We start from the raw sequence: 13,533 nt of genomic DNA, 5'->3' as shown, positions 1-13,533 counted from the left end.
ACACTTCCACAAAGCTCCAAACAAAACCAATTCATTTACTTGTAACCAAAATGTAAACAAACTGACCTCTGCATTCGCCATAACAGTCACTTTCCATTGCCCTGCAACCAAAAGGATCCTGTGATGCAGAAAACCCTCAGTTATGCCGCCCTGCTGCTGGTCAGCCAGTTCCCGCAACTGGCACTGGCCGATACCGATGTCTACCTCACCAACAACAGCCCTGAACCGCTCCAGATCGACATCCGCCAAAGCGGCAGCGGCCAGTTGCAACCCGGCAGTCAGTGGAGCCAGCACCGCACCGAGCTGGGCCCGTGGGAGAGCGCCATGGTACTCAGCTTCAATCGCTATGAGGGGGTCAAGGCGGGCAAGAGCTATCTGTTCGAAACCCGCGTGACCACAGCAGGTGGCGACGTCTATCGGCTCAACCAGCTGATGGAGGGAACCTGGTGGAACACCACCTTGCAGCACGGTGGCGAGACGCCGACCAGCGCATCCGGCTGGCAAAACGATCGGGCGATCCACCGCGTTGCCGGGCCACAAGAGCTGGCCTTTGCCGCCAAGTTCACCGGCCGCTACGACGATCTGCACTATATGATCACGCCCCCCCAAAAACGGGAGCAACCGGAACCGGCAGAAAACAGGCTCAAGGTGGCCAGCTACAACGTCTGGGCGCTGCCGGTGATCGCCTCCAGCATCGGCGAGCGGTTGACCCTACTGCCTGATTATCTCAAGGGCTATGACGCCCTGCTGCTGCAAGAGGTATTCGATGGCCGCCGCGAGGGCTTTTTACAGGCGCTGGCGAAAGAGTACCCCTACCAGACCAAGGTACTCGACAAGCCCGGGGTCAACATTCATGACGGCGGCGTGGTGATCGTCAGCCGCTATCCCATAGTGCGGGAGGCCCAGCTGGTATATCCCCAATGCACCGGCACTGACTGCTTCGCCGACAAGGGGGTGATGTACGCCGAGGTGATCAAGGGGGGCAAGGCGTGGCACCTGTTCGCCACCCACACCGCCAGCTTCGACACCGACGAGGCCCGCAAGCTGCGCCAGATCCAGTTTGGTCAGATCCGCTCTCTGGCAGCCAGCCTCAAGATCCCAGCCACGGACACCGTCATCTACGGCGGCGACTTCAACGTCAACAAACGCAAGTTTGCCGATGACTACGCCAACATGCTGGCCAATCTGAACGCCCATGAACCCACCTATGGCGGCTATACCGAAGCCACCTTCGATCCCAGGATCAACCCCTATGCCGGTGGCCCGCTCTCCGGTGGCGCCAACGTCGAGTATCTGGACTATCTGGTAGTGAGTCGGGAGTACGGCAGCGCCAGCCACAACCTCAACACGGTCTGGATCCCCCGCAGCAGCGATGGCAGCCTCTGGCCCGCCAGCAACCTCTCAGACCACTTCCCGGTCAAGGGAGAGATCAGCCGATGACTCGCCGTTACGGGATACTGGCGTTGGCTACCCTGACCCTTTTGCTGGTGAATCTGGGCTGGCAGGAAGAGCAGTCCCCGATATCGCCAGAACGGTCGGAGACGCCCTCTCCGGCCGATGTGCAGTTGCCAGCAGAACCGGGGAGCCCGCCTCCCCGCATACCAAAAGCTGAGGGGATGGATGGCAAAAGCAAAGAAGTGCCCAGCAGCTGGCAGGCGATGCCGGATGAACTGATCAACCAGCTTGCCAGCGAGATCAGCGACAACGAGTTGCCGCTGGCGCAGCGTGTGAGCAATCTGGAAGCAACAGAGGCCGGGTGGCTGAGCGAGGGGGAAAGCCTGATCCTGTTACAAGGGCGCTATGCCCTGGCGCTGGATCAGCTGGCGCAGGAGAGCGAGCAGTTGCCGCTGGCCGAGCGGCTGGACACCCTCAGCCACTTGCAGGATCGGTGGGCGGCGGATCATCCGGATCTGGCGATGGATCTGTTCAACCCGGATGCCCGCCTGCAGCAAGCTCGTCAGCTGTGGGGAGATGAGGAGCTGGCCACCCTGGCCCATCACTTCCTGCCCGCAGAGAAAGTCGAAGCCACGCTGGCGTTTGCCGAGGCGCGCCAGCAGCAGCTCGATCAACGCAGCCGCTACCAGCGAGAGCTGGCCGAGCTGGAGCAGCAACTGGCGATCAGCCAACAGCAGATGGATCCTGCGCTGTGGCAACAACACAAGGAGGAGGTGTTGAGCCAGTGGCGTCGTGACCTCTTCGCGCGGGAGCAAGGCAAACCCTGAGGTCAGCGCTTGCCCTTGAACTGCTTGACGCTGCGTTTGGCCTGAGTACGGCGATTGGCCTGCTTGTCACGAGGGGGGCGCTTGCCCTCCCCGCTGGCAGGCTGGTCGGTAACCGGGAATCCAGCCAGATCGCCCAACGGCAGCTCGCGGCCGGTCAGGGTGCGAATGGCTTGCAGCATGTCACTCTCGCCATGACAAACCAGCGAGATGGCCAGCCCCTCGCGGCCAGCCCGGGCGGTACGACCGATGCGGTGTACATAGACAGGGGCGCTGGCGGGTAAGTCCAGATTTATCACCACCGGCAGCGCCTCCACATGGATGCCGCGCGCCATCAGGTCGGTGGCCACCAGCACCCGAATTTTGCCCTCTTTGAAATCGCCGAGCGCCTGCTCGCGCACCGCCTGCTCCTTCTCGCCATGGAGGGCGGCCACCGCAATGCCCGCCTTGGCCAGCTTTCTGGCCACCCCGTCGGCATCATCCCGCGCACTGATAAAGACCAGCACCTGCGGCCACGCCTGCTCCTTGAGCAAGCTGATGAGCGCCGGGACCTTGCTGCTCTTGTTGACCAGATAGAGCCGCTCTTCGATCTCGTTCGCCACGCTGTTGAGGGGGTTGGCCTCGATACGGGTAGGCTCGCGCAGCAGGCCGTTGGCCAGCGCCTCCAGCTCGGCAGGCAAGGTGGCGGAGAAGAGCAGGGTCTGGCGATCCGCCGGAATAAAGCCGAGCAGTGCCTTGATGTCGGGAGCAAAGCCCATCTCCAGCAGGCGGTCCGCCTCATCCAGCACCAGTAGTTGCAAACCATCCAGCCCCAGCAACTGTTGGGTCAGCAGATCCCGCAGCCGCCCCGGCGTCGCCACCAGCAGCTGTGGCCCCAGCGCCAGCTCGGCCTGTTGCCGCTCCTGCGCAACGCCCCCACACAACGTCACGATGCGCAGCCCCAGCGCCTCGGCGCCCTCTTTAAGCGCAACAGTGACCTGAATCGCCAGCTCGCGAGTTGGCACCAGCACCAGACCCTGCACCTGGCTGGAGGCAGGATCCAGCCGTTGCAGCAGCGGCAAGCCAAACGCCAGCGTCTTGCCGCTGCCGGTCTGGGCCAGCGCCAGCAGATCCTGCCCCGCCAGCGCCGCCGGAATGGCCAGCTGCTGGATGCGGGTCGGCGTCTGCAAGGTGGCGGGCAAAGAGGCAAGCAGAGCGGGATGGAGGGCAAGTTCGCTAAAGGTCATGGCGCTACGTCAACAAAGAAGTGGGAGGCGAAGTCTAGTGAGCGGGGGCCGAGAAGTAAAACCCTATCCATGATGGCCTGGCCGAGGGGCGCTGGCGACCGGATGACTACACTTTAGCTGACCCATCACCAAGAGAAACTCGCCATGACCAGACACATCCCCCTTCTGCTGCTCGTGGTCACCCTGCTCGGCAGCGCGACTCTCGGCCTGTCGCAGACTCCGGAAAACGACGCCACCCCCGAGCCGCCGAAACAGGTGCGCATCCTCAATGCCCACCTTGGCGAGCTGCCAGGGCTGATCAATGCCGACAAGACAGGCCCCTTTGTCGACCTGGTACACGCCATCGATGATCTCTACCCCGATGTAACCATCAAGATCACTATCTACCCCATCGCCCGTGCCATGGCTGGGGTGATCTCCGGCAAAGCTGATCTGGGGCTACCCGCCATCCGCAACCTCAGGGATATCGATATGCTGGCTTATCGCTTCAGCACCCGCAGTTTTGGCAAGGTTGCCCATGTGATTTACAGCAATACCGCCAATCCGGTCACCACGGATATGGCCTATGGCATAGTGCCCACCAAACGGGATCTGCTGATCGAGGCCGTACCCGACTATATGCCCTTCCCGGTGCAGCGCTCGATGAGTATCGAGCAGTCACTGCGCAAGCTCTCACGCGGCCGTATCGACGCCTTTGTCTGGGCGCAAGAGGAGGCCGACCTGATGCTCAAGCAGCTGGGGCTGACCAATATCAGGCGAGAATTTTTCGGAGATTTCGAGGATGTCTTCATCATCCAGAAAGGGGCTGCAGGTGATGAGATGGACGAATTTCTCCGGCAAGCCATCGTTCAGCTGGCTGCCACCGGCAAACTGGCCGAGATCTACGAGAAGATCCACCGCCCCTATGTGGAGTGGCAACCCTCCCCAACCGCCAAGGCTGAACCGGCGACCACCCCGCCCGCTACGCCCTGAACGGACAATTCCCGCATAAAAAATCCCGCCGAAGCGGGATTTTTTATGGCTTGCAGCCTTACAGCACGGCCAGCGCCGCAGCGTAGTTCGGCTCGTCGGCCACTTCGGCGACCAGCTCGCTGTGCAGCACCTTGTTGTCACCATCCAGCACCACGATGGCGCGAGCGGTCAGACCTACCAGCGGACCGGAAGAGAAGGCCACACCGTAATCTTCCATGAAGGCCGCACCGCGCAGGGTGGAGAGGGTCACTACCTTGTCCAGCCCTTCAGCGCCACAGAAGCGGGACTGGGCGAACGGCAGATCGGCGGAGATGCACAGCACCACTGTGTTCTCCAGCGCGCTGGCCTGCTCGTTGAACTTGCGCACAGAGGTCGCGCAGGTCGGGGTATCGACGCTCGGGAAGATGTTCAGGATTTTGCGCTGACCGGCAAAGCTTGCCAGGGTCACGTCGGAGAGATCCTTGGCCACCAGGGAGAAGGGCTTGGCCTGCTCACCGGCGACCGGGAAGTGACCAGCGACAGAGACCGGGTTGCCTTGCAGAGTGACTGAGTTGCTCATGTGTTATGTCCTTTATTGGTGTAGTAAAAATCCGGGTGATCAGTATAGGGGCGGCGGGACCAGACAAACACCCGCGAAGACAAGGGATATAAAGGGGTTGACCTTGGACTTAACACCAAGGTTTAGACTCCTCCTCGGTAATCAGGGATCTCGCAGGGGCGGGATCCATCAAGAGGGACTCATCATGAGCAAATCCTGCTGCAATCATCAGCACGCCGCCCCCATCAAAGCCGTCAGCAAGGCGGCCCCCGGCCAGAGTGAGCATCACCACGATAGCCACTGCTGCGACAACACCACGCCCGTCAGTTGCTGTTCAACCCCGACGCCTCATGAGCACACGTCCCGTGACGGCAATGAATCCCCCGGGGATGAAGAGCCTCCCCGAGGGGGCTGTCACGATCAAGCGTGCTGCAGCACCCCCTTATCGCCAGCTCACGATCATAAACATGAGCATGAGCATGAGCACGATATGCCCCCTGCCGACCCGCTGGTTGCACCGGTACAAGGCAACAGCCGCCACAGCTGGCAGGTGTTGGGGATGGATTGCCCCAGCTGCGCCCGCAAGATCGAGACCGCCGTCAGCCGGGTGAGCGGCGTGCAACAGGCGCGCGTGTTGTTTGCCACCGAGAAGCTGGTGGTGGATCTGGCCCCCGGCCTCTCCCCCGATCCCGTCACCGCCGCCGTGCTGGCCGCTGGTTTCCAGCTCAAGGGGGAAAGCGCTGACAAGCAGGCAGCTGGCCGCAAGCAAGCGTCACAACAGCCCCTGCAGGGCAATCTATTCGGTAACTTTCTGGGCAAATATTGGCAGCCCCTGTCACTGGCCAGTCTGATGCTGGTCGCCGCCCTGCTGCCGAGCGAGTTCGGTCAGCCGCTCTTTACCCTGGCGACCCTCTGGGGGCTGTGGCCTATCTCCCGCAAGGCGTGGGCACTGACCAAAAGCGGCTCCCCTTTCGCCATCGAGACCCTGATGACGGTCGCCGCCCTAGGGGCCCTGTTCCTCGGCGAAACCGCCGAAGCGGCCATGGTGCTGCTGCTCTTTATGCTGGGTGAGCATCTGGAGGCCTACGCCGCCGGACGCGCCCGGGCCGGGGTGACCGCCCTGATGGCGCTGGTGCCTGACAAGGCGCTGCGGATCCGTACCACTGCCGAGGGCGAGGTGCGGGAAGAGGTAGCTGCCGATGCGCTGCGTCCCGGCGATATTATCGAAATCGCCCCGGGTGCCCGCTTGCCTGCCGACGCCCGCCTGCTCGATGAGCTCGGTGCGTTTGACGAGAGCGCCCTGACCGGTGAATCCATTCCGGTGGAGCGCCATCAGGGTGACAAGGTGCCGGCCGGCAGTCTGGCTGCCGATCGGGTACTGCGCCTTGAAGTCGTCTCCGAGCCCGGCAACAACGCCATCGACCGCATTCTGCACCTCATCGAGGAGGCCGAAAGCCAGCGCGCACCCATCGAGCGCTTTATCGACCGCTTCAGCCGCTGGTACACCCCGGCCATGATGCTGATCGCCCTGCTGGTGGTGCTGGTGCCGCCCCTTGCCTTCGGCCAGAGCTGGGACGAGTGGATCTATCGCGGGCTGGCGCTGCTGCTCATCGGCTGCCCCTGCGCGCTGGTCATCTCCACCCCGGCAGCGGTTACCTCGGCGCTGGCCGCCGCCACCCGTCAGGGGGCGCTAATCAAGGGCGGGGCCGCGCTGGAGCGATTGGCCCATATCGACACTGTCGCCTTTGACAAGACCGGCACTCTGACCCTGGGCAAACCGCAACTGACCGAACTGGTGAGCCTCAATGGCCAACCGGAGACCGAGTTGCTGGCACTGGCGGCTGCCATCGAGCAGGGCTCCCACCACCCGCTGGCCCGCGCCGTGGTAGCCAACGCGACTGAACAGGGGCTGACGCTGGCGGAGGCTCGCGACTTGCGCGCCCTGCCGGGCATGGGCGTTGAGGGACGCATCAACGGTGAACTGTGGCAACTGCTGGCACCGAGCCGGGTGGCGGCCCTGAATATGGAACAGCAAACCCGGATTGCTTCGCTGGAGCAGCAGGGCAAGACCGTCGTGGTGCTCTCCCAGAGCAGCGGCGACAAGGCGCTGCCGGTCGCCCTGCTGGCGCTGCGGGATCAGATCCGGCCGGAGGCGGCGGCCGCGCTGCAAGAGCTCAACCGACTCGGGCTCAACAGCATCATGTTAACCGGGGATAACCCCCGTGCCGCCGAGGCGATCGCCACCGAGCTGGGCATGGGCTGGCGTGCCGGTCTGCTGCCGGAGAACAAGGTAGAAGAGATCGCCAAGCTGGCCAGCACCCGGAAGGTTGCCATGATCGGCGATGGCATCAACGATGCCCCCGCCATGAAGCGGGCCAGTATCGGCATCGCCATGGGGGGCGGCACCGATGTGGCGCTGGAGACCGCCGATGCGGCGCTGACCCACAACCAGCTCGGTGGCATCGCCGCGATGATCCGGTTGTCGCGGGCGGCACTGGCCAATATTCACCAGAATATTGCGCTGGCGCTGGGGCTGAAGGCCATCTTTCTGGTCACCAGCCTGCTCGGCATCACCGGCCTGTGGATTGCGGTGCTGGCCGATACCGGCGCCACCGCGCTGGTGACCGCCAACGCCTTGCGACTGCTGCGCAAGCGCTAAGCCAGCCAAAAGCCGTCCCCCAACCGGGACGGCTTTTCATTTTCCTCTCATTTTTCTCACGGCTCCCCGTAAAAGAAAAAGCGCGCCTGCCGGTCGGCAGTCGCGCTTTGCTTACTCTCTCGGAGTTATCCCACCCTTGGCGAGGTGGAATTCAACCCAGGGGCGCCGAGCCATCCCCCGGACTCAATGGCTTGCTTACTTGACGCTGCACTCCTGAATGACGGCAGTACCCGCCTTGACGCCAGCCGGGTCAACCTTCACCAGCACACTCCACAGCCCCTGCGGCAGGGTGATGCTGTTATTGGCACTGCCACCCTTGGAGAAGGCGAACGAATAGCCGGTTTCAGCGTTCACCGCGCCGCCACCGTTGAGCAGGTACTCCTTGCTCCAGTCCTCGTTGGCGACCTTGAACTCGGTGCTGCCTGTGTAGTTGAAGGCTGCCTGATAGATGGCGAGATCGCCGTCCATTCCCTTGTAGCTCAACTGGTACTGGGGCTGAGCGGCCCAGCCGGAGAGCTCACCCTTGACGAACAGGTTGTAGCCGAGCGGATTGCCCGCCATCGTGTCCAGTACCTTGCAGCTCTGCACCGGCTCGGTGAAGCTGACGCTCAGGGTGGGCTTGTCCTTGTTCATGGCGGTAAACACGAACTTGTAGCTGCCCGCCTTGGCCAGATCGAGCCCGATGTTGCCGGTATCCCCACCCTTGCAAAGGGTCAGCGGAGTGCCGACCACCAGCTTGTCACCAGCGTTGCAACTGCCGTAGTTAATGCTCCAGCCAGAGTCCGCCACCTTCAATTTGGTGTTACCAAGCTGCTCCGCCGTCACTTCTGCGCTGAACTCGTACATGAAGTTACTGGTAAATGTCAGCGGATTCTTGTCGACAAAACTGGGGTCCAAGAAGCCCTTCAGATAAACGGCGGTGTTGCCAAACGGTGGCAGGGTGCTCAGGTCGGTCTTCTTGCTGACCGGCAGGCCCGCGCCCTGTGCACCAGACTGCGGCTTGACGAACACGGCGGCAGACCAGGCCCCCAGCGTCAGCTGGCCGTTATCATAGGCGGCGCCGCTGGCGATGCTGTCGACTGCGCGATGCTTGCTGCTAAGCACCATACCGCTCAGATCGATGGGCTGATCGTTGCCATCACGGAAGTCGCCGATGCTCTGGCTCTGGTTGCTGGCGTTGATCATCACCACCAGACCGTCGATGGCCGGATCCAGATCCGCCCCGGCACTGACGCCATCATCCACCGTCATGACGATAAGGCCGGGCACCTGATCCGGGCCGGTATTGCGGAAGTCGACCCGCTTGATCACCTCGGCGCCGCTGCCCAGACGCAGCAGGCGGGAGGAGTTGCGCAGCTCCGCCAGCTCCTGATAGAAGCTCACCATCTGCGCCATCTCGGCCGAGCCCGGCTTGGCATGCTTGCCGAGCACCTGCTCAATCAGTGGATAGTTGTCGCCATCCTTGTCCTTGCGCGGCAACCCCTTGTCGAAGTTGTTGTCGCCCAGGGTGTAGTCGACCTTGTTGTACCAGTCGCCCGAGTCATAACTGTCCCGCTCCATGGATTTGGAACGCAGCAGCTCGACACCGGCGTGGGTGAAGGGAATGCCCTGACCCAGCATGGCGGTCGCCAGCGATACTCCCTGCATCCGTACCAGATCGGCTCCGGCAGGTGCCTTGTAGATCAGGTTGTCGAACAGGGTCTGGTTGTCGTGCTTGTCGACATAGTTCTGCACTTCCACCGGATCCTGGGCATAACCGGCAGGCTGACCGTTATAGTCGATCTCGGCGCCTTTCTTTGGCATGCCATCCTTGTCGGTCAGCACGAACTCCTTGAGGTTGCCCGCCATGCCGAGCCGCACCAGATCGGACTGGTGCAAGGCCGTAGCCAGATCCACCTTGCTCATTTCGTTAGGATCGACGAAGGCACCGTTGCCAAAGCCCTGGGTCTTGCGAATGGTATCACCACCGTCGAACGGACTGCCGCCGCGCACTGCATCGCGCAAGCGGTCGGAGAAGGAGCCGATACCGGTACCGCCCAGATGCTTCTGGGTAGCCTGCACGAAGCGCTTGTCATCCTGCACTTCGCCGAAGTTCCACCCCTCGCCGTAGAAGTACATCTCGGGATTGACCTTCTTCACCGCGGCCAGCGCCTGCACCATCTGATCTTTCGGATGGTGGCCCATCAGGTCGAAGCGGAAGGCGTCGATCTTGTAGTCGCGCGCCCAGGTGACCAGAGAGTCATCCATCAGCTTGGCGAACATGGCGTGTTCCGGCGCCGTGTTGGAGCAGCAGGTGGAGTTCTCCACCGAGCCGGTCTCCGGATTGAGGCGCTGATAGTACCAGGGCACGATCTTGTCGAGCACCGACTTGGGGCCGAGCCCGGATTCGTTGGTATGGTTGTAGACCACATCCATCACCACGTTCATGCCGATGTTCTGCTTGATGGCCTTGACCATCTCGCGGAACTCCAGAATACGTTTGGTGCCCTCGGCGTTGGTGGCGTAGGAGCCTTCCGGCGTGGTGTAGTGGTAGGGATCATAACCCCAGTTGAAGGAGTCGACGCCGCGTAGATAGCCGGAGAGCTCCTGCACCTGCGGATTATCCTTGCTGTCGCCCCCTTGCAGGTCGGCCAGCACATCTCCCACGGTCTGACCGCCACCGCAATAGCCGCCAAATTTGGATGTTTTCACATCCGGATTGACCTGACAGAGCTTGCTGAAGTCATCGCCGAGATTGGCCACCTTGGCCGGGTCCTCGTTGACGGTGGCGATATCGAACACCGGCAGCAGGTGCAGGTGGCTGACGCCGCTCTTTGCCAGCGCTTTCAGATGGTTGACCGGTACAGAGTCGGGCTGGGTCAGGCCGACAAACTTGCCGCGCTTCTCTTCATCGGTGGAGGCATCGTTACCGGTCAGGTCACGAACATGGGCCTCATAAATAGTGATGTCGGCGGGGTTCTGCTGGCTGTGGGGCGCCTTGAGGCTGTCCCATCCTTCCGGTTTCAGGGCCGGATCGTCGAGATCCACTACCTGACTGAACTCGGAGTTCATCGCGAGGCTCAAGGAGTAGGGATCGGTCACCTCGTAGCGCTCGACCTTGCGGCTCAGCGGGTGGTAGACCTCCATGTCGTAGCGGTAGAACTGGCCGATCAGCTCGCTGCCCCCTTCGTAACTCCAGCTGCCGCTGGCGCTGTCGAAAGTCATGGCCACTTCACCACTCTTCTGGTGGCTGGCGTTGTAGAGGGCCAGCTTGACCGACTTGGCGGTCGGCGCCCAGAGGCGGAAGGTCACCCGGTTGCCCTCTACCACGGCGCCATAGCTCAGCTTGGTCGCCTCGGGAGCATAGAGCGCATCGAGGGCGCCGGCGCTCTGCACCAGGGTCGCCCCCTGCAGGATACCGTCGGCATCGGTGCCGATAGCCACCAGTTCCCCCTTGAGCAGGGGCTTGAGATCTTTCCCGGCAGGCAGGGCAAAGGCGGCCGCATCCTTGAGGTGCGGATATTTGGCCTGCTGCTCGGCAGTCAGGCTGGTCGCGGTCAGGCTGATATAGGGGAAATCGAACACCCCATCGGCATTGGCCTTGATGGTGCCCGAGTCGGTGTAATAGAGGCGAACATGGGGCTTGTCTTTGCCCCCTTGCCAAATCAGGGTATTGCCATCGATCAAATGAGCGCTGGCCCCCGCCACGCCAAAGGCGGCGGTAAAGGCTTCGGCACGGCTGCCAAACAGATCTTTCTTGCCCGCGACGATGGCCACGGTGCGATCCGGGTGCTCACTGAAGATCACCTTCATATCGCTGCCGGTCAGGTTGGCCAGATCGCCGTTGCGAGCGATAAAGTTGATGCACCCTTCCACATTTTTGAGCGGAACAACCCAGGCCGGACCAAAGCTGTCGGCAGTGGCCGGTGTCTTGCTCTTGTCATCCCACCCGGTATTCAGGCCACTATCAGCCGTTGCCTTGCAGGCGTCGTTGTTCCAAAGGTGCAGGCTGTGGCTGTCAAACGGTGCCTTGGCCCCTTTGGCTGCCGACTGGGTATCCACCAGCGCAATGACTACCTCGTTGGGGCCTGCTTGCAGCAGCTCCTTGGGGGGATCCATCTTGGGCAAGCGAGCGACAGGTCCATCAGAAGGTTCAGGTGTAGAAGTAGATGTGCTGTTGTCATTACAGCCAGACAAAAGCGCGAGCAGTGAGGCTGTTACCAGCGCCACTTTGGTCTTTTTCATATCCATATTTTTATAATTCCCGCTGTAGTTAGTCTCGATAGTCGAGCACCCGGTCATTGCCAGGCGGTGCCATATTAATCAGCGGCAATCGATTCAAATGTGAGCGGAAAGGCAAAAAAACCATCCAGTTTCAACAAGATAACGTTTTCAGACTGAAACTTCGATCCGGCTCACAGACCTCGTGGCCATTTGGCCTCATATCTGGAAAACGGCAGTCACGGGGTCAGAAAAGCAATGTCTGATCAAGTGGATAGACAAGGAGTAAACAATGAAACGGATTGAAGAGCAGGCAAGACGACTCGATCAGGAGTATCAGGCGATCGGGCAGCTGTTCGACCAGTTTTGCCAGCAGGCTGGCACCCTGGCCGAGCAGTATCACTTCTTCAACTGGCCCGATTATGAAGACTCGCCCCCGCTGAGCCGCGCCTTCACCCTGCTGGGGGAACCCCGCGAACTGCGGCTGCGCTGTCAGCCCGGTGAACGCTCCGCCCTCAATGGCCTGCTCCAGGTGGTCTCGGAGGATGGCACCATAGATGCAAGCCTCGGGTTTCGCGCCGATGGTCAGCTGCTGCTGGAGTCCGGCAAGCTGCTGGACAACCCGCCCGGACTGCTGCTCAAGCTGCTGCTCGGCGCTGTGTGGCAACACAAGCCCCAGGATGAGATCACCGGGCAGCCGCACTGACATCAGGGAACCAACGGCACTGAAACCAGGGGGGCCAACGGCCCCCGTTATTTATCCTGTTCGCTGGCGATCTCGATGGTCACATGCACCAGCTCTTCATGGATCGCCAACCGTTCGCGGATCTGCTGCGCCGGTAGCGGATTGACCATCAGCAAAGAGAGCACGCAGGCATACTGCTGCTGCCCTACCCGCCAGACGTGCAGATCACGGATCTCGGTCTGTGGCAGTTCGGCGATGACCTCGCGGATCTCCGCCACCAGCGGGGTATCCATCTCGGCATCCAGCAGCACCCGACCGGAGTCACGCAACAGACCCCAGGCCCACACGGCCACCAGTCCGGCACCCACTATGCCCATCAGCGGATCGAGCCAGTCAGCGCCCCACAACATACCCCCCACCAGCGCCAGGATCGCCAGCACCGAGGTGGCCGCATCCGCCAGCACATGGATATAGGCGGCGCGCAGGTTGAGATCCTGATGGCCGTGCTGATCGTCATGGTCATGATGATGATCGTGGTCGTGATGCTCATGATGGTGGTCATGCCCATGGTGATGGTGGCCGTGATCATCCTTGAGCAGCCAGGCACAGGCGAGGTTTACCAGCAGCCCCACCAGCGCGATAGCGATCGCCTGTTGATAGTGGATCGGGCTGGGATCGAGCAGCCGGAACACAGACTCGAACAGCATCAACCCGGCCACTCCCACCAGCAAGAGAGCGCTGGTGAAGCCACCCAGCACCTCGATCTTCCAGGTGCCGAAGCTGAATCTGTGGTCGCGGGCAAAATGGCGGGCGGCGCGATAGGCCAGCACCGAGAGGCCGAGCGCCAGCGCGTGGGAGCTCATGTGCCAGCCATCCGCCAACAGCGCCATGGAGTTGTAGAACCAGCCGCCGCCGATCTCCGCCACCATCATGATGACGGTCAGCAATACGGCCCAGCGGGTCTTCTGTTCGGCCAGCGGATTGCCCTCGTGGATGACGGGTTGATGACAGTGGGATTGAGCGAGGGATGACAT

The 13,533-nt window shown here is 61.8% G+C and carries 9 protein-coding genes; 5 read left to right on the top strand and 4 right to left on the bottom strand.

Annotation, left to right across the window (positions count from 1 at the left end):
- Positions 1–123: 123 nt before the first annotated feature.
- Positions 124–1,440 carry a sphingomyelin phosphodiesterase gene (locus AB5Z09_RS22095; RefSeq protein WP_368196309.1) on the top strand — a complete coding sequence of 439 codons (1,317 nt, stop codon included), beginning with the start codon at positions 124–126 and terminating at the stop codon, positions 1,438–1,440.
- Positions 1,437–2,222, top strand: coding sequence for a hypothetical protein (locus AB5Z09_RS22090; RefSeq protein WP_368196306.1), 786 nt, complete (start codon positions 1,437–1,439; stop codon positions 2,220–2,222). The genes AB5Z09_RS22095 and AB5Z09_RS22090 overlap by 4 nt, the downstream gene beginning before the upstream one ends.
- 2 nt (positions 2,223–2,224) lie before the next feature.
- Here the strand turns inward: AB5Z09_RS22090 and AB5Z09_RS22085 are convergent, their stop codons facing one another.
- Positions 2,225–3,445 carry a DEAD/DEAH box helicase gene (locus AB5Z09_RS22085; RefSeq protein WP_368196304.1) on the bottom strand — a complete coding sequence of 407 codons (1,221 nt, stop codon included), beginning with the start codon at positions 3,443–3,445 and terminating at the stop codon, positions 2,225–2,227.
- Positions 3,446–3,589: 144 nt separating this feature from the next.
- Here AB5Z09_RS22085 and AB5Z09_RS22080 point away from each other — a divergent pair, with 144 nt between their 5' ends.
- Positions 3,590–4,417: a transporter substrate-binding domain-containing protein gene (locus AB5Z09_RS22080; RefSeq protein ID WP_368196303.1), complete on the top strand. Its 828-nt coding sequence runs from the start codon at positions 3,590–3,592 to the stop codon at positions 4,415–4,417.
- A gap of 58 nt (positions 4,418–4,475) precedes the next feature.
- Here the strand turns inward: AB5Z09_RS22080 and tpx are convergent, their stop codons facing one another.
- The gene (tpx, locus tag AB5Z09_RS22075; RefSeq protein ID WP_005341463.1) at positions 4,476–4,976 is read right to left on the bottom strand and encodes a thiol peroxidase; all 501 of its coding nucleotides are present in this window, start codon (positions 4,974–4,976) and stop codon (positions 4,476–4,478) included.
- Positions 4,977–5,160: 184 nt separating this feature from the next.
- Here tpx and AB5Z09_RS22070 point away from each other — a divergent pair, with 184 nt between their 5' ends.
- On the top strand, positions 5,161–7,614 hold the full coding sequence (locus tag AB5Z09_RS22070) for a zinc/cadmium/mercury/lead-transporting ATPase (protein ID WP_368196301.1): 2,454 nt from the start codon (positions 5,161–5,163) through the stop codon (positions 7,612–7,614).
- A gap of 195 nt (positions 7,615–7,809) precedes the next feature.
- Here the strand turns inward: AB5Z09_RS22070 and pulA are convergent, their stop codons facing one another.
- The gene (gene pulA / locus AB5Z09_RS22065; RefSeq protein WP_368196298.1) at positions 7,810–11,844 is read right to left on the bottom strand and encodes a pullulanase-type alpha-1,6-glucosidase; all 4,035 of its coding nucleotides are present in this window, start codon (positions 11,842–11,844) and stop codon (positions 7,810–7,812) included.
- A gap of 262 nt (positions 11,845–12,106) precedes the next feature.
- Here pulA and AB5Z09_RS22060 point away from each other — a divergent pair, with 262 nt between their 5' ends.
- Positions 12,107–12,520: a hypothetical protein gene (locus AB5Z09_RS22060; RefSeq protein ID WP_108611855.1), complete on the top strand. Its 414-nt coding sequence runs from the start codon at positions 12,107–12,109 to the stop codon at positions 12,518–12,520.
- 47 nt (positions 12,521–12,567) lie between these two features.
- Here AB5Z09_RS22060 and dmeF read toward each other — a convergent pair whose 3' ends face one another.
- Positions 12,568–13,533: a CDF family Co(II)/Ni(II) efflux transporter DmeF gene (gene dmeF / locus AB5Z09_RS22055; RefSeq protein ID WP_368196296.1), complete on the bottom strand. Its 966-nt coding sequence runs from the start codon at positions 13,531–13,533 to the stop codon at positions 12,568–12,570.

It is taken from the genome of Aeromonas sp. R2-2, assembly GCF_040908355.1.
Classification (GTDB): domain Bacteria; phylum Pseudomonadota; class Gammaproteobacteria; order Enterobacterales; family Aeromonadaceae; genus Aeromonas; species Aeromonas veronii.
Note: the sequence above shows the minus strand (reverse complement) of the source record. Positions and strands in the feature narration are given on the sequence as shown.